General features: G+C 67.8%; 16 protein-coding genes. 5 read left to right on the top strand and 11 right to left on the bottom strand.

Annotated elements, in window-relative coordinates:
- The first annotated feature begins 319 nt into the window (after positions 1 to 319).
- On the top strand, positions 320 to 1171 hold the full coding sequence (locus tag FB547_RS14265; protein WP_145743270.1) for a PA4780 family RIO1-like protein kinase: 852 nt from the start codon (positions 320 to 322) through the stop codon (positions 1169 to 1171).
- A gap of 18 nt (positions 1172 to 1189) precedes the next feature.
- Here FB547_RS14265 and FB547_RS14260 read toward each other — a convergent pair whose 3' ends face one another.
- Both FB547_RS14260 and FB547_RS14255 read right to left on the bottom strand, forming a co-directional pair.
- Positions 1190 to 1531: a DUF1090 family protein gene (locus FB547_RS14260; protein ID WP_225612705.1), complete on the bottom strand. Its 342-nt coding sequence runs from the start codon at positions 1529 to 1531 to the stop codon at positions 1190 to 1192.
- Positions 1532 to 1636: 105 nt separating this feature from the next.
- Positions 1637 to 2995, bottom strand: coding sequence for a homoserine dehydrogenase (locus tag FB547_RS14255; RefSeq protein WP_145743268.1), 1359 nt, complete (start codon positions 2993 to 2995; stop codon positions 1637 to 1639).
- Between the two features lie 389 nt (positions 2996 to 3384).
- Between FB547_RS14255 and FB547_RS14250 the strand changes: the two genes are divergently transcribed.
- Positions 3385 to 3789, top strand: a complete 405-nt coding sequence (locus FB547_RS14250) for a hypothetical protein (RefSeq protein WP_047784726.1) — start codon at positions 3385 to 3387, stop codon at positions 3787 to 3789.
- A 24-nt stretch (positions 3790 to 3813) separates the two neighbouring features.
- On the opposite strand, the gene ybaL is transcribed toward FB547_RS14250, so the two are convergent.
- From ybaL to phbB, 3 genes are all read right to left on the bottom strand, one after another.
- Complete coding sequence (gene ybaL, locus FB547_RS14245) at positions 3814 to 5517, bottom strand: YbaL family putative K(+) efflux transporter (protein WP_145743266.1); 1704 nt, start codon at positions 5515 to 5517, stop codon at positions 3814 to 3816.
- Between the two features lie 50 nt (positions 5518 to 5567).
- Positions 5568 to 6911, bottom strand: coding sequence for a dicarboxylate/amino acid:cation symporter (locus FB547_RS14240; protein ID WP_145743264.1), 1344 nt, complete (start codon positions 6909 to 6911; stop codon positions 5568 to 5570).
- Positions 6912 to 7036: 125 nt separating this feature from the next.
- Positions 7037 to 7774, bottom strand: a complete 738-nt coding sequence (gene phbB, locus FB547_RS14235) for an acetoacetyl-CoA reductase (protein WP_145743262.1) — start codon at positions 7772 to 7774, stop codon at positions 7037 to 7039.
- A 224-nt stretch (positions 7775 to 7998) separates the two neighbouring features.
- Here phbB and FB547_RS14230 point away from each other — a divergent pair, with 224 nt between their 5' ends.
- Positions 7999 to 8517 carry a CinA family protein gene (locus FB547_RS14230; RefSeq protein ID WP_145743260.1) on the top strand — a complete coding sequence of 173 codons (519 nt, stop codon included), beginning with the start codon at positions 7999 to 8001 and terminating at the stop codon, positions 8515 to 8517.
- Positions 8518 to 8531: 14 nt separating this feature from the next.
- Positions 8532 to 8780 carry a toxin-antitoxin system YwqK family antitoxin gene (locus FB547_RS14225; RefSeq protein WP_145743258.1) on the top strand — a complete coding sequence of 83 codons (249 nt, stop codon included), beginning with the start codon at positions 8532 to 8534 and terminating at the stop codon, positions 8778 to 8780.
- Between the two features lie 90 nt (positions 8781 to 8870).
- Here FB547_RS14225 and FB547_RS14220 read toward each other — a convergent pair whose 3' ends face one another.
- The 5 genes from FB547_RS14220 to FB547_RS14200 are packed head-to-tail and all read right to left on the bottom strand — an operon-like array spanning position 8871 to position 13848.
- Complete coding sequence (locus FB547_RS14220) at positions 8871 to 9875, bottom strand: tripartite tricarboxylate transporter substrate binding protein BugD (RefSeq protein ID WP_145743257.1); 1005 nt, start codon at positions 9873 to 9875, stop codon at positions 8871 to 8873.
- Entirely contained in the window at positions 9872 to 10759 is an 888-nt protein-coding gene (locus FB547_RS14215) for an HpcH/HpaI aldolase/citrate lyase family protein (RefSeq protein WP_145743255.1), read from the bottom strand. The genes FB547_RS14220 and FB547_RS14215 overlap by 4 nt, the downstream gene beginning before the upstream one ends.
- The gene (locus FB547_RS14210; RefSeq protein ID WP_145743254.1) at positions 10756 to 11937 is read right to left on the bottom strand and encodes a CaiB/BaiF CoA transferase family protein; all 1182 of its coding nucleotides are present in this window, start codon (positions 11935 to 11937) and stop codon (positions 10756 to 10758) included. The genes FB547_RS14215 and FB547_RS14210 overlap by 4 nt, the downstream gene beginning before the upstream one ends.
- 19 nt (positions 11938 to 11956) lie before the next feature.
- Positions 11957 to 12865: a MaoC family dehydratase N-terminal domain-containing protein gene (locus tag FB547_RS14205; protein ID WP_145743252.1), complete on the bottom strand. Its 909-nt coding sequence runs from the start codon at positions 12863 to 12865 to the stop codon at positions 11957 to 11959.
- Between the two features lie 8 nt (positions 12866 to 12873).
- Entirely contained in the window at positions 12874 to 13848 is a 975-nt protein-coding gene (locus FB547_RS14200; protein WP_145743250.1) for a tripartite tricarboxylate transporter substrate binding protein, read from the bottom strand.
- 117 nt (positions 13849 to 13965) lie between these two features.
- On the opposite strand from FB547_RS14200, the gene FB547_RS14195 reads away from it, so the two are divergent.
- Entirely contained in the window at positions 13966 to 14877 is a 912-nt protein-coding gene (locus FB547_RS14195; protein ID WP_145743248.1) for a LysR family transcriptional regulator, read from the top strand.
- 215 nt (positions 14878 to 15092) lie between these two features.
- Here FB547_RS14195 and FB547_RS14190 read toward each other — a convergent pair whose 3' ends face one another.
- On the bottom strand, positions 15093 to 16271 hold the full coding sequence (locus tag FB547_RS14190) for an acetyl-CoA C-acetyltransferase (RefSeq protein WP_124959488.1): 1179 nt from the start codon (positions 16269 to 16271) through the stop codon (positions 15093 to 15095).
- Positions 16272 to 16302: the final 31 nt, after the last annotated feature.

Raw genomic sequence — 16302 nt, 5'->3', positions numbered from 1 at the left:
CGATTCAATGAATGGATGGAGGGAGGCTGCGAACCGTTCTTGCTTTTTTTGGGCCGGTCCGTGAAATCAATTTTGCGACGGCATCCAGGTACAACCTCATGCCGCACGCAATCCCGGCAATCGCGACGTGGAAACAGCCGGCCGCGCTTTGAAGCGATGCGCGAAAGCTGCTAGCGGCCGGCTTGCGCTGCGCACCACTTCACGGAGCACGGCAAGGCCCTTTGCGCAACGCAGGCATGATCGGGGTCTACCAGATCGGCCCGGAAAGCCTGAGGGCCTTCCTCTCGACCCGCCCGCTGGATCCGATGGAGCGGTACCAATGAAAGCACCACCACGACTGCAGTCGCTGGTCGACGAAGGCCTGATCGACACGGTGGTCCGCCAGCTGATGAGCGGCAAGGAAGCCATGGTCTACGTGGTGCGCTGCGGCGAGGAGACGCGCTGCGCCAAGGTCTACAAGGAAGCCGACAAGCGCAGCTTCCGCCAGGCCGTCGACTACACCGAGAACCGCCGCGTGCGCAATTCGCGCGAGACGCGCGCCATGGCCAAGGGCACGCGCTTCGGCCGCCAGGTGACCGAGGCCATCTGGCAAAGCGCCGAGGTCGATGCGCTCTATCGCCTGGCGGCGGCCGGCGTGCGGGTGCCCGTTCCCTACAACTTCCTCGAGGGCGTGCTGCTGATGGAGCTGGTGACCGATGCCAACGGCGATGCGGCGCCGCGGCTCAACGACGTGGCGTTCACGCAGGGCGAAGCGATGCAGCACCACGCCAGCCTGCTGAAGGAAGTGGTGCGCATGCTGTGCGCGGGCGTGGTGCACGGCGACCTGTCGGAGTTCAACGTGCTGCTCGCGGCCGACGGCCCGGTGGTGATCGACCTGCCGCAGGCGGTGGATGCAGCCGGCAACAACCATGCGAAGCGCATGCTGCTGCGCGACGTGGAGAACCTGCGCAACTTCTTCGGCCAGTTCGCGCCGCAGCTGCTGGACACGCACTACGGCGACGAGATCTGGCACCTGTACGAGCGCGGCCTGCTGCGCGTCGAATCGGTGCTGAGCGGCACGCATGCGCGCGACACCGGCCCCGTCGACCTGGGCAACGTGCTGCGCGAGGTGGACGATGCGCGCGAAGAGGAAGCGGCGCGGCGCCTGCGCATGCAGCTGCCCAGGCTCTGACGCGCACCGGCGCGGCTGTCAGGGCCGCTCGTTCTTCAGCTCGCGCAGCTGCGCCTCGGCATGCTCGAGTTCGGCCCGCAGCGCGCGGATGTCGTGCTCCAGCTTGTCGATGCGCGCCGCGCGGCTTTGCGGCGGTTCGGACGCCCGGCAGCGCGCCCGCAGCGCGTCCAGGTTCTCGGCGAGCTGCCGGCGGCGCAGCATCTGGCCCCTGGAGCGGGCCAGGTCCATGTCGCGCTCCAGTGCGGCTTCTTCCGCTTCGCAGGATGAAGAAGCGGAAGATGCGCCCTCTCCCGTCTGCGCGGGTTGTGCGAATGCAGGCGAGGCCAGCGCCAGCATGACGAGCCACCGCCAGGGCTTCATGTGCAGCTCCCGCCGTGCCCTCGAAGGCAGCCATGCCAGGCGAAATCCATTGCAGCAACTCCCGTTCCATCGGCCGCGCCAACGCACGCCGTGCCGCATTCTGTCTCAGGCCAGCGTCTCCACGCACAAGGCGGTGAGCTTTCCCGCGACCGAAGGATGTGCCTGCAGGGCCTGCAGCGCCAGGTCCATCGTGCCCTGCCGCACCGGCTGCGTCAGCACCAGCAGCTGCGCGCCCATGCCGGGCTGCGCAGCCGCCAGCGCCACCTGCTGCACCGGCACCTGCTGCCCCGCCAGCCAGCCCGACACCGCCTCGACATGGCTCGCGGCATGCACGGGAATGCGCAGGTAGTGCGCGCAGCATGCCTCGGCGCGGGGCAGCACCGGCAATGCGCTCATCGCATGCGCATGAAAGCCCAGGTGCGGCACCCGCTGCGCGGCATGGGTGCCATCGAGCCGCGCCACGTCGACCAGGTCAGCAATCACCGCCGATGCGGTCTCTTCGGAGCCGGCGCCCGCGCCGTAGTACATCGTCACGCCGGACGCATCGCCCTTGACCATGACGGCATTCATCGACCCGTTCACATGCGCCATCAGGTGCGACGCGGGCACCAGCGCGGGCTGCACGCGCAGTTCCACGCCCTCCTCCCGGCGCCGCGCCAGGCCCAGCAGCTTGATGCGGTAGCCCAGCTGCTCGGCGCAGGCCACGTCCACCCGCTCGAGCGCCGTGATGCCTTGCACCTGCACGTCGGCAAGCCGCACGGCGGTGCCGAAGGCATTGGCGGCCAGCAGCGTGAGCTTGTGCGCAGCATCGATGCCGTCGATATCGAAGGCCGGATCGGCTTCGGCATAGCCGAGTGCCTGGGCCTGCGCGAGCGCCGCGGCGAAGTCCAGGCCTTCATCGCGCATCTTGCTCAGGATGAAGTTGGTGGTGCCGTTGATGATGCCCGCCACCCATTCGATGCGGTTGGCCGCGAGGCCCTCCCGCAGCGCCTTGACGATGGGAATGCTCACCGCCACCGCGCCCTCGTAGGCCACGGCCACGCCATGCCGCCGGGCCGCGGCAAAGATCTCGGCACCATGCACCGCGAGCAGGGCCTTGTTGGCCGTGACCACATGCTTGCCGTGCGCGATGGCGGCCAGCACCCATTCGCGCGCCGGGCCGGTGCCGCCGGCCACTTCCACCACCACGTCGACGTCGGGGTGGGTGGCCACGCGCAGCGGGTCGTCCGTCAAGGGAATATCCCCGCCCACGACGGCGGCGGCGCGCACCAGGTTGCGCGCGGCCACCATCGCCAGCTCGATGGGGCGGCCCGCCCGTCCCGCGATCTCGGCCTGGTTGCGCGCCAGCACCCGCAGCGTGCCCGAGCCGACGGTGCCGATGCCGATCATCCCCACGCGCAGCGCACGAATGGCCGCAGGAGGGCTGGGCAGGGGTTCGAGGGACTGGACAGGATCGCGGTACATGGACATCTCCGGATGAAAAACAAGAAACCCAGCTGCCAGAGCTGGGTTTCATTCATTCGGGGAAGAAGAGCGATACACCAGGTGGCTGCCGAAACGGCCACCTGCGCGTGCTCAGGTGGCCGCGGTGGTAATGGTGGTAATCATTCGTGCAACCAATGACCCCTCCGCCCGCGCGAAGGCAGGCGGCATCATGCGGGCCATGGAGGCTGCGCAGACGGTGGCGGGGAAGAGATGGCACGGCATGAGGGTGGGAGTGTACAAGAGCCCGGCCGGCTGCGCCGCGACTGCCGCGCCAAACCTGCGGGAATACGGGGAGCAGGCCTACAGCGCCCCGCCGGCAGCAGGCCTAGTGTTGTGGGCAAAGAACTGCATCACCAGGAGGCAGCATCATGAAGAGTTTCGTCCTAGAGCCCCGCATGCGCTCGAGCATCGGCGGCGCCTTCTACCCCACAGGCTATTCGATGGTGATGTTTCCAAGCGCGGAAGACGCCAACCGCATCGGTCACAAATTGATTGAAAACGGCGTGAGCGGCGACGAGATCTACCTGCTTCCCGCGGCCACGATCCTGGAAGAAATCACCCCCACCGTGCGGGAAGCCGACGAGCCGCTGCCGTCGGCCGGAACCGATGCGGCCACCGTACGCGCCTACACCAAGCTCGCGCGCGAAGGCCACACGGGCCTCCTGGTCAGGACGAAGAACGAAGAGGCAGCCAACCACCTGATGGAGGTGGTGCGCACCGTGCCCTATTCGATCGCACAGCGCTATCGCACGCTGGTCATCGAAGACCTCTGAGACCTTTCTTCCGCCGAGGACGGCTCAGGCAGCCGCCGCCGCTGCGCGCCGCACCACGTCGCGCGCCATGGCCTGCGCCAGCTCCTGTTCGCCCAGGAAGACCGTGGCGGCCATCTCGCGCGTCAACAGCTGCGCTTCCTCTTCGTTGTGGCTGCGGATCACGGTTTCGATGGCCGGATTGAGGGTGCGGGCGGTCTCCATCATCTGCCGCACGTTCATGGTGTCCGGTATGGCCACCACCAGCACACGGGCGCGCGCGATGTGCGCCTGGATCAGCACGGCCGGATCGGCCGCATCGCCCCAGACGGCCGCAACGCCGGCCTCGCGCAGCTTCTCCACCAGTTCGCGGTTCTGCTCCGCCACCACGTAGGGAATATCGTGCGCCTCCAGCTCGGACGCGATGCGGCGCCCGACGCGGCCGTAGCCCACGAGCACCACCTGGCTGGAGAGGTACCGGGCTGCGGTGGTGGTCGGCAGCTCGGCCAGCGGATGGTCGTGCGATTCGAGGCTGCGCGCCAGGGGGAGACGGCCGTGCAGCCATTTCTGCAGCGGCGCGATCAGGCTGAACCACAGCGGATTGGTGGCAATGGAAATCAGCGCGCCGGCCAGGATCAGGCTCTGGCCTTCCACCGGCAGCAGGCCGAGCGAGACGCCAAGGCCCGCAAGAATGAACGAGAACTCCCCGATCTGCGCGAGGCTCGCGCTCACGGTGAGCGCCGTGCCCAGCGGATAGCGGAACGCCAGCACCAGCGCGCAGGCGGCCAGCGACTTGCCCAGCACGATCACGCCCACCACTGCCAGCACCTGCAGCGGCCGTTCGATGAGCACCGCGGGATCGAAGAGCATGCCGACCGACACGAAGAACAGCACCGCGAAGGCATCGCGCAGCGGCAGCGACTCCTGCGCCGCACGGTGGCTGAATTCGGATTCGCGCATCACCATGCCCGCAAAGAATGCACCGAGGGCGAACGACACGCCGAACAGCGCCGCCGAGGCGAAGGCGATGCTGACCGCGGCCGCGATCACGCACAGCGTGAACAGCTCGCGCGAGCCGGTGCGCGTGACCTGCCAGAGAATCCACGGGAACGCGCGCCGCCCCACCACCAGCATCAGCGCCACGAACCCGCCCACCTGCAGCAGCGTGACGCCGAGCGTCTGCCACAGCGGGTCGGCGGGGTTGGCCGAATTGCCGGCATGGCCGCCCAGGGCCCCTGCGAGCGGCGGCATCAGCACCAGGACCAGCACCATGGCCAGGTCCTCGACCACCAGCCAGCCGACCGCGATGCGCCCGGTGAACGAATCGAGAATGCCCAGGCTCTCGAGCGCGCGCAGCAGCACGACCGTGCTCGCCACCGACAGCGCCAGGCCGAAGACCAGCGCCTCGCTCCATGACCAGCCCCACCAGAGCGCCAGCGCACCGCCCAGCAGCGTGGCCACCGCGATCTGCGCCAATGCGCCCGGCAGCGCGATCTTGCGCACCGCCAGCAGGTCGTCGAGCGAAAAATGCAGGCCCACGCCGAACATCAGCAGCATCACGCCGATCTCGGCCAGCTGCGCCGCAATGCCCGCATCCGCCACGAAGCCCGGCGTGAAGGGCCCGATGATCACGCCCGCCAGCAGGTAGCCCACCAGGGCCGGCAGCCGCAGCCGCAGCGCCAGGAAACCCAGCACGAGCGCCAGTCCCAGGCCGGCGGCAATCGTGTTGATCAGGGAAACGCTGTGGGGCATTGCTCCATTTTGCAGGAACGATGCGCCCCTCCGGTTTCACACGGGCATCGTCAGTCGGCCATCTTGCTGATGCGCGCGGCTTCGAGCACTTCGGGCTCCTGCGACTCCACCCAGCTCTCGTTGTTGAGCCCGGCGTGCAGCCGCTCGGTGTCGAGCTCGTTGGTCCACTTGGCCACCACGATGGTGGCCACGCCGTTGCCGATCAGGTTGGTCAGCGCGCGCGCTTCGGACATGAAGCGGTCGATGCCCAGGATCAGCGCCAGGCCCGCCACCGGCACGTGGCCCACGGCCGAGAGCGTGGCCGCCAGCACGATGAAGCCGCTGCCCGTGACGCCCGCCGCACCCTTCGAGGTGAGCAGCAGCACGGCCAGCAGCGTGATCTCCTGGGTCAGCGTCATCGGCGTGTTGGTGGCCTGCGCAATGAACACGGCCGCCATCGTGAGGTAGATGGAGGTGCCGTCGAGGTTGAACGAATAGCCGGTGGGAATCACCAGGCCCACGCAGGTCTTGTTGGCGCCCAGGTTCTCCATCTTCTCCATCATGCGCGGCAGCACCGATTCGCTCGACGAGGTGCCCAGCACGATCAGCAGCTCTTCCTTGATGTACTTGATGAACTTCCAGATGCTGAAGCCATGGAAGCGCGCTATGAGCCCGAGCACCACGAAGATGAACAGCAGGCAGGTCAGGTAGAAGGTGCCCATCAGCTTGCCGAGCGAGAACAGGCTGCCCAGCCCGTACTTGCCGATGGTGAAGGCCATGGCGCCGAAGGCGCCGATGGGCGCCAGCTTCATGATGTAGCCCACGATCACGAAGAGCACGTGCGAGCCCTTCTCGATCACGTCGAACACCAGCGTGCCGCGCCCGCCGAAACGGTGCAGCGCAAAGCCGAACAGCACCGCGATCAGCAGCACCTGCAGGATCTCGCCCTTGGCGAAGGCATCGACCAGCGTGCTCGGGATCACGTTGAGCAGGAAGTCGACCGTGCCCGTCATCTTGCCCGGAGCGGTATAGGACGCGAGGGCCTTGGTGTCGAGCGTCGACGGGTCGATGTTCATGCCCGCGCCGGGCTTGAGCAGGTTGACCAGCACGAGCCCCACCACCAGCGCGATGGAGCTCACGATCTCGAAGTACAAGAGCGCCAGGCCGCCGGTCTTGCCGACCTTCTTCATGTCTTCCATGCCGGCGATGCCCACCACCACCGTGCAGAAGATGATCGGCGCGATGATCATCTTGATGAGCTTGATGAAGCCGTCGCCCAGCGGCTTCATGGCCTCGCCGAGCGCGGGCTGGAAGTGGCCGAGCAGCACGCCGATGATCACCGCCGCGATCACCTGCACGTAGAGCGAACGATAGAGCGGGAGCTTTCTGGTGGGCGTGATTGTTGTGTCTGCCATGTTGCCTCCGGAGGGGTTGGAAACTGTAGAACCGAATCGACCGCTTCTCATACGTAGAAGCCACATCGCAGAAATGAAAAAACCCGCCTCGGCGGGTCTTTTCGATCAGCTTCCCGTCAGCATGATCAGTGCATGTGCAGGCCGCCGTTGACCGAGAAGTCGGCCCCTGTGCTGTAGCCGCCCTCGTCCGTAGCGAGCCACGAGATGATGGAGGCGATTTCGCTCGGCTCGCCCAGGCGCTTGACCGGGATGGTGGCCACGATCTTGTCGAGCACTTCCTGGCGGATGGCCCTGACCATGTCGGTGCCGATGTAGCCCGGGCTCACGGTGTTGACCGTGACGCCCTTGCTCGCCAGCTCCTGCGCCAGCGCCATCGTGAAGCCGTGCATGCCGGCCTTGGCCGCCGAATAGTTGGTCTGCCCCGCCTGGCCCTTGGCGCCGTTGACCGAGCTGATGTTGATGATGCGGCCCCAGCCCTTCTCGACCATGTCGCCCACCACCTGCTTGGTGACGTTGAACATGCTGTTGAGATTGGTCTCGATGACCGCGCTCCAGTCCTCGGGCGTCATTTTCAGGAACATGCGGTCCCGCGTGATGCCGGCGTTGTTGACCAGCACGTCGATCGGGCCGTGCGCTGCCTTGGCGGCGGAAAAGGCCTCGACGGTGGATTGCCAGTCGCCGACATTGCCGACCGAGGCGTGGAACTCGAAGCCCAGGGCCTTCTGCTCGGCCAGCCATTTGGCATGGTCGCGCGTGGGGCCGCAGCCTGCGACGACAGTGAAGCCGTCCTTGTGAAGGCGCTGGCAGATGGCTGTTCCGATGCCACCCATGCCTCCGGTGACATATGCAACTTTCTTGCTCATGAATTTTTCCTTGATGTATGCGAAAAGCCTGAACGGCCGCCTTCACTCTAGCGAGTTTCAAGCCGTCGAACTCTGAGGAAAACACTGAGCCGAGCTTGCAACCAGCTGTCACGGTACGGCCGCATGTGCAACCATATTGCATAAGTCCGTACCGTCCCCGCACACCCCTATTGCTTCCAAGGAGTTCAAAAGTATGAATTTCGGAATCGCCAGGCGGCGTCCCCATGTCTGACGGCGCCGGCCTCGAGCCGCTTTCCATCCTCGCCGGCCGTGTCGGCGCCGTCCTCCGCGAGCGGCGCCAGACGGTGGCGGTGGCCGAATCCTCGGCCGGCGGCCTCGTGTCGGCTGCCCTGCTCGCCATCCCGGGCGCGTCGGCTTTTTTTCTCGGCGGCGCGGTCGTCTACTCGCGCCGGGCCGCAAAAGCGCTGCTGGGCCTGGGGGCCGAAGACATGGCGGGCATGCGCGCGGAAACCGAACCCTATGCCAGCTTCATTGCAGGCAGGATCCGGGACAGCCACCGCGCCACCTGGGGCATTGCCGAGAGCGGCGCGGCCGGCCCTTCCGGCAGCCCCTACGGCGACGCGCCAGGGCATGTGTGCCTGGCCATCGCCGGAGAGGCTGCGGCGAGCAGGACGATCGAAACCGCCCATGCGGACCGCGCGTCGAACATGGACGCCTTTGCGCGGCAGCTGCTCCTGCTGTTCGACGAGACGCTGCGGGCCCATTCAGGAACGTCTGGCTGAACCACGAGGTGCCGATGAAGAAACCGACCACCCAACCTCATGTGCAATACCACAAGGACGGCAGCGTCTGGGCGCGCGGGCAGAAGACGCCCGAGGGTGTCCTGACGGGCTATTGGGAATGGTTCCGCAGCGACGGAACCCGGATGCGCTCCGGCCATTTCGAGAACGGCGAACAGACCGGCGAATGGACGACGTACGACAAGGAAGGCGCCGTGTACAAGGTCACGCGCATGAAGCCGAAGAAGCCGCCGACCGGCGCTTGAGCCTCCGTCTGCGGCCGGCGTGTCTGGTCAGCGATATCCGGCCCGCCGTGGGCCAGGGAGCCCGGGCGGACCGAGGATCGCTCAGCCGTGCTAATCCGCCTGCACCCCCGCCGCCTTGATCACCTTCCCCCACTTCTCGGTCTCGGCCGCCAGGTGGGTGCGCAGCGCTTCGGGGGTCACCTTGTCCATGGGGACCGCCTCGGTGCTCAGTTCGGCGAAGCGGTGCTTGACCATGTCGTCCTGCAGCGCAGCGCGCAGGGCCTTGTTGAGCTTCTCCATCACGGCCGGCGGCGTGCCCTTGGGCGCGTAGATGCCGTGCCACACCTTCACGTCGAAACCCTTCAGGCCCTGCTCGTCGAGCGTGGGGATGTTGGGCATGCTGGACAGGCGCTTGGGCGTGGTCACGCCGAACACCTTGACGCGGTTGCCGTCCTTGATGACCGGTGCGGTCTGGGTGGTCTGGTCGCACAGCAGATCGACCTGCCCGCCCATCAGATCGTTGAGCGCCGGGCCGGCGCCCTTGTAGGGCACGGTGGTGAGCTGCACCCCGATCTGGTGCGCCAGCAGCATGCCGCACAGCTGCGACACCGCGCCGATGCCGGCGTTGGCGAGCGTCACCTTGTCCTTGTTGGCCTTCACGTAGGCCAGCAGTTCCTGAAAATTGTTGGCCGGAAAATCCTTGCGCGAGAGCAGGGTCATGGGCACGTCCATCACCTGGCCCACGTATTCGAAATCCTTCAGCGGGTCGTAGCTGAGCTTCTTGTAGAGCGCGGGCGCGGTGGCCATGCCCATGTGGTGGATCAGGATGGTGTAGCCGTTGGGCGCCGCCTTGGCCACGCGCGCGGGCGCAATGGTGCCGCCCGCGCCCACGGTGTTCTCGACGATCACGGTCTGGCCGAGCGACTTGCCCATGGGAATCGCGAGCATGCGCGCGACCACGTCGGTGGGGCCGCCGGCCGAATACGGCACCACCATGGTGATGGGCTTTTCCGGCCAGGGCGCCTGTGCGGCGGCCGGCGATTGCGCGGCCAGCAGGCCTGCGCCCAATGCCGCGGCCAGCAGGGTGCGGGCCTTCCAGTTCTTCTTCAGATTCATCGGGTTGTCTCCTGGGTTGTTGGATGTGTGTCTTGTTCTGCGGCGAGCGCCAGCAGCCGTTCGGCCAGGCGAACCACCGGCGCGTCGACCATGCGTCCGTCGAGGCTGGCCACGCCGCCGCCGGCCGACCGCACGGCTTCGATCACGCGGCGCGCCCATGCGAGCTCGCCGGCGCTCGGCCCGAGCGCCGCCTGCACCGGCGCGACCTGGTCGGGGTGGATGCACAGCTTGGCGCCGAAGCCGCCGCGCCGTGCGCGCGCCGTGTCGGCGGCCAGGCGCTGCGTGTCGCGCCAGTCGGCCGTCACGCCGTCGATGGGCGCGGGCAGGCCGGCGCGGCGCGAGGCCAACAGCAGCGCGAGGCGCACCGGCACGAGTTCAGCCTCGTCCGCATCGCAGGCCAGCCCGACATCAGCCTGGAAATCCAGGTTGCCGAAGGCGAGCCGCAGCACCTGTGGCACTGCCGCGAGTTCATCGACTGCCGCAAGCCCGGCGGCCGATTCGACGAGCGGCACGAGCAATCCGTTCGGGCCGACGACTTCGGCCAGCCGCCGCAGGTCGCTGTCCCGCTCCGCCTTGGGCAGCAGCACGCCCGCGGCCAGCCCTTGCGAGACCAGCCCGGCCACGGCCGCGCGGTCGTCCTCGTGCCAGGGGGTGCCTGCGGCATTGATGCGCACCAGCAGGCGCTGCCGGCCGGCCGCGGGCAGCGCGGCGAACGAGGCCGCGAGGCCTTCGCGCGCCGCAGCCTTTCGTTCGGGCGCCACCGCGTCCTCCAGGTCCACGATCACCGCGCCCGCACCGGTGGCCAGCGCGCGCGCATGGCGTTCAGGCCGGTCGGCCGGCACGAAGAGAAAGGCGCGGGCCAGCGCGAGCGCTGCCGTGCTCACACCGCGCCCGCCTCGCGCAGCGCCGCAATGTCCGCCTCGCTGCGGCCGAGGCTGCGCAGGATGGCGTCGGTGTGCTGGCCGACCGCCGGTATCGCGTCCATGCGGTAGTCGAAGGCGCTCTGGCGGCCGGCCGGCAGCAGCGCCGGAATGTCGCCGGCCGGCGAGCCCACCTGCCGCCAGCGCTCGCGCGCCTGCAGCTGCGGATGCGCCCACAGCCCGGCCATGTCGTTCATGCGTGCGTTGGCGATCTGCGCCGCATCGAGGCGCTCGACCACCTGCGCAGTGCCGATCGCGGCAAAGGTCTCCACGATGATCGCGCGCAGCGCGTCCCGGTGCTCGTTGCGCCGTGCGTTGCTGTCGAAGCGCACGTCGGTCGCGAGCCCCGCCTGCAACAGCACCTTCTCGCAGAACACGCGCCATTCGCGCTCGTTCTGCAGGCCCAGCATCACCGTGCCGCCGTCGCCCGCGGGAAACGGACCGTAGGGATAGATGGTGGCGTGCGATGCGGCGCTGCGCGGCGGCGGCGGCGCGCCGTCGTAGGCGTAGTACATCGGGTAGCCCATCCACTCGGCGAGCGATTCGAGCATCGACACGTCGATGTGCGAGCCCTTGCCGGTCTTGCCGCGCTGGAGCAGCGCCGCGAGGATGCCGGTGTAGGCGTACATGCCCGCCGCGATGTCGGCAATGGAATTGCCCGACTTGCACGGATCGTCCGGCGTGCCCGTGACCGAGAGAAAACCCGCCTCGCTCTGGATCAGCAGGTCGTAGGCCTTCTTGTCGCGGTACGGGCCGTCGTCGCCATAGCCCGAGATGTCGCAGACGATGAGCCGCGGATGCATTGCCTGCAGCGCCTCGGCGCCCAGGCCCATGCGCGCGGCGGCGCCCGGCGCGAGGTTCTGCACCAGCACGTCGGCATCGGCCACCAGCTCCTGCAGCACCGCGAGCGCGGCGGGCTGCTTGAGGTCGAGCGTGAGGCTTTCCTTGGAGCGGTTCACCCACACGAAGTGCGAAGCCTCGCCGCCCACGCGTGCATCGTAGGCGCGCGCGAAATCGCCGGCGCCGGGGCGCTCCACCTTGATGACGCGGGCGCCGAGGTCGGCCAGCTGCCGGGTGCAGAAAGGCGCGGCGATCGCGTGTTCGAGCGAAACCACGGTGATGCCGTCGAGAGGTCTTGTCATGGGCTTGTTTTCCAGTTTTTCATGCGAGCACGGCCGTGGCCTGCATCGTGAGCCAGCCGTCGGCGTCCTCGCCCCAGAGGCTGAAGGTCTTGCCGTCCGTGCTGCCTTCGGCCGGCTTGCCATGCACGCGGAACGGCGCGGTGTCGAAGGTCGGCCGCACGGCGCGGAACTCGAAGCGCGCGAGTTGCGCGCCCGGCACGTTGCGGCGCAGCAGGTCGACCAGCAACGTCGCGATCAGCGGCCCGTGCACGATCAGGCCCGGATAGCCCTCGACCTGCGTCACGTAGCGGCGGTCGTAGTGGATGCGGTGGCCGTTGAAGGTCAGCGCCGAATAGCGGAACAGCAGCACGTCGTCGGGCACGATCTCGCGGCTGAAGGCGGCGTCCTTCGGCGCCGGCGTGGGCGACGGCGCCTTCTCGCCGGGCGCGGCCGCGGCGCGGTAGACGATGTCGTGTTCCTCGGTCAGCGCGAGGCCGCGTTCGTTGCGCACTTCATGGCGCACCAGCACGAACATCAGCTCGCCGGTGCGGCCGGCCTTGTGGGTGACCGAAGCGATGGTCGAGGTGCGCTCGGCCCTATCGCCGACCTGCAGCGGGTTGCCCTGCTCCCACCTCAGCCGTCCGCCGGCCCACATGCGGCGCGGCAGCGGCACGGGCGGCAGGAAGCCGCCGCGCTTCGCATGGCCGTCCTCGCCGATCTCGGATTGGCGATGGTGCGGCAGGAAGTAGAGCCAGTGCCAGAGTTCGGGAAGGCGCGTGCCGGCGGCGGGCGGCGCGTCGTCGCGGTCGAGCGTGGCCGAGAGCGCGCGCACGGGGGCCGCGGTGATGTCGTCGGCCAGCGTCTCGCTGCCGCCCTGCCAGGCCTGCAGCCTTGCCAGCATGCCGGCATCGATCGCGCCGGAGGGTTTTTCCTGCTCGGTGTTGGTCATGGGTTCCTTCAGTCGACCGCTGCGCCGGAGGCCTTGACGATGCGCGCCCACTTGGCGAGGTCGTCCTGCAGCAGTTTCGAGAATTGATCGGGCGTGGTGGGCGCCGCGATCTCGACGCCCTGCTGTTCGAGCTTGTCGCGCAGCTCCTTCGCGGCCAGCGCCTTGCGCGTGGCGTCCTGCAGCATGGCCAGCACCTCGGGAGGCACGCCCGCGGGCGCGAACAGGCCGATCCAGAGCGTGCCGTTGTAGCCCGGCACCGCCTCGGCAATGGCGGGCACGTCGGGCAGCACCGGCGAGCGCTTCTCGCCGCTCACGGCCAGCGCGCGCAGCTTGCCGGCCTTGATGTGCGAGAGCGCCGAGGGCAGGCTCGCGAACACGATCGGCAGCTGCCCGCCCAACACGTCGTTGAGCGCGGGCGCCACGCCCTTGTACGGCACGTGCTGCATCGAGATGCCGGCCATGCTGTTGAGCATTTCACCCAGCAGGTGGTTGAGCGTGCCGTTGCCGGCCGAGGCGTACTGGTAGTTGGCGCCCTTCTGCCGCGCGAGCTTCAGGAATTCGTTGAAGTCCCTGGCGGGAAACGAGGGATGCACCAGCAGCACGTTGGGCACCGCGCCGACCAGGCCGACGGGCTTGAAGTCCTTCACCGGATCGAAGCCCGGGTTCTTGTAGAGCGCCGGGTTGATGGCCTGGCTGCTGCTGATGGTCATGAGCAGCGTGTAGCCGTCCTTCGGCCCCTTGGCGACCAGCTGCGTGCCGATGTTGCCGCCCGCGCCCGGCCGGTTGTCGACCACCACGCTGGCATTCATCAGCTCGCCGAGCTTCTGGCCCACGAGGCGGCCCACGATGTCGTTGGTGCCGCCCGCGGCCTGCGGCACGACCAGCGTGACGGGGCGCGAGGGGTAGGGCTGCGCGGCTGCCGGAACCGCAGTGCAGAACGCTGCCGCGGCAAGGGAAAGAAGCGCCAGTGCGCGGAATTTCATTGTCTTTGTCTCCATGTCTGCATGGTGTTCTGCCGTGGCAGTGCGCGCAATCTGCGATTTCGGAAGCCAGCCTTCTGAGATACCGAAGGCTTGGGCTTTCGGCTTTACGATGGCGCCATGCTTTTCGACTTGACGGATCTGCGCCTCTTCGTTGCCACGGCCGAGCTCGGCAACCTCACGCGCGCGGCCGAACGGCAGCACCTGTCGCTTGCGGCGGCCAGCGCGCGGATCAAGGCGCTCGAAAACCAGGCCGGGCTGCAGCTGCTGCAGCGCGAAGCCCGTGGCGTGCGCCTGCTGCCGCCGGGAGAAGCCTTCCTGCACCACGCGCGCCTCGTGCTGCACCAGACCGAGCAGCTGCGCGCCGACCTGCTCGAATACGGCGGCGGGCTGCGCGGCCATCTGCGCGTGTTCGCCAACACCACGGCCGTGACCGATTTCCTGCCTGAAATCCTGCCGGGCTTTCTTGCGCGCAACCCGCGCATCAATGTCGACCTTCAGGAAAAACCGAATGCTCAGATCCCGCGCGGCGTGCTCGACGGCCGCGCCGACATCGGCATCGTGGCGGGCCGCGTCGACACGCTGGGCCTGGAGGCGATCCACTTCAGCACCGACCGGCTGGTGCTCGTCACCTCGCGCCAGCACCGCTTTGCGAAGCGCCGCAGGATTTCATTCGCGGAAACGCTCGACGAAGACGCGATCGGCATGCAGCAAGGCAGCACCTTGCAGACCTTTCTGGCGCAGATCACCGACAACCTCGGCAAGCGGCAGAAGCTGCGCATCCAGCTCGGCAGCTTCGATGCCATGTGCCGGATGATCGGCAGCGGCGTAGGCATTGGCGTGGTGCCGGAGTCGGCGGCGCGGCGCAACCAGGAGAGCATGCAGCTCGCGCTGATCGATCTCAGCGATGCGTGGTGCGTACGGGAGCGCTATCTGCTGGTGCGCGACCGGGCCGCCCTGCCGATCTACGCGCAGGCGCTGGTCGAGACCCTGTGCCAGCACTACGCGGGCGAGCAGGCCGCCGTCGATTGAGCGCCCAAAAACAAGGACTTGCGGGCGAATTGTGAAGAAGTCGCCGCCATCCCCAGTTTCCGTGGACAACTTTGGGGATAACTGATGTTCTTCCTTGTAAAGGTGATCTAACTCATTGTTTTACAAGGGGAATAATCAGTTTGCTCAAAATTTGAGCGGTGAACAAAGTGGCCCGTCGGCGGGAGCGCGCTCTGAATGCGCGCCCCCAGTGGAACCTATCGCTCGATCGTCAGCGCCACGCCCATGCCGCCGCCGATGCACAGCGACGCAATGCCCTTCTTCGCGTTCTGGCGCTGCATCTCGTGCAGCAGCGTCACGAGGATGCGGCAGCCCGACGCGCCGATCGGGTGGCCGATGGCAATCGCGCCGCCGTTCACGTTGACCTTGTTCACGTCCCAGCCCATTTCCTTGTTCACGGCGCAGGCCTGCGCCGCAAAGGCTTCGTTGATCTCGAGCAGGTCGAGGTCGGCCGCCTTCCAGCCGGCGCGCTGCAGCGCCTTGGTCGAGGCGGGCACCGGGCCCATGCCCATGATGGCCGGGTCGAGGCCGGCGGTGGCATAGCTCGCGATGCGGCCCAGCGGCTTGAGGCCGAGCGCGGCGGCCTTCTTGGCCGTCATCACCATCACGGCTGCTGCCCCGTCGTTCAGGCCCGAGGCATTGCCCGCGGTCACGCCGCCGGCCTTGTCGAAGGCGGGGCGCAGGCCGGCCAGGCCTTCGGCGCTGGTCTTGCGGTTGATGAATTCGTCCTTGTCGAAGACGATCGGGTCGCCCTTCTTCTGCGCAATGCTCACGGGCACGATCTCGTCCTTGAACTTGCCGGCGTCCTGCGCGGCCGCGGCCTTGGTCTGGCTGCCGAGCGCGAGCTCGTCCTGCGCGGAGCGGTCGATGCCATACTTCTTGGCCACGTTCTCGGCCGTGATGCCCATGTGGTACTGGTTGTAGACGTCCCACAGGCCGTCCACGATCATCGTGTCGACCAGCTTCCAGTCGCCCATGCGCTGGCCGTTGCGCGAATTGGGCAGCACGTGCGGCGCAGCGCTCATGTTCTCCTGGCCGCCGGCAATCACGATCTCGCTGTCGCCCGTGGCCACGGCCTGCGCCGCGAGCATCACGGCCTTCAGGCCCGAGCCGCAGACGGCGTTGATGGTGAGCGCCGGCGTTTCCTTGGTGCCGCCGCTCTTGAGCCAGGCCTGGCGCGCGGGGTTCTGGCCCGCGCCGGCGGCCAGCACCTGGCCCATGATGGCTTCGCCGACCTGGTCGGCCGTGAGGTTGGCGCGCGCAATCACTTCCTTGATCACGAGGGCGCCCAGCTCGGTGGCTGCAATGCCCGCGAGCGAGCCGCCGAACTTGCCGACCGCCGTGCGTGCAGCCGAAACGATGACGATGTCTTCCATGAGGTTCTCCGTTGAAGTGATTTGAAGTCAG

It is taken from the genome of Variovorax beijingensis, assembly GCF_007828835.1.
In the GTDB taxonomy this organism is placed as follows: Bacteria; Pseudomonadota; Gammaproteobacteria; order Burkholderiales; family Burkholderiaceae_C; genus Variovorax; species Variovorax beijingensis_A.
Note: the sequence above shows the minus strand (reverse complement) of the source record. Positions and strands in the feature narration are given on the sequence as shown.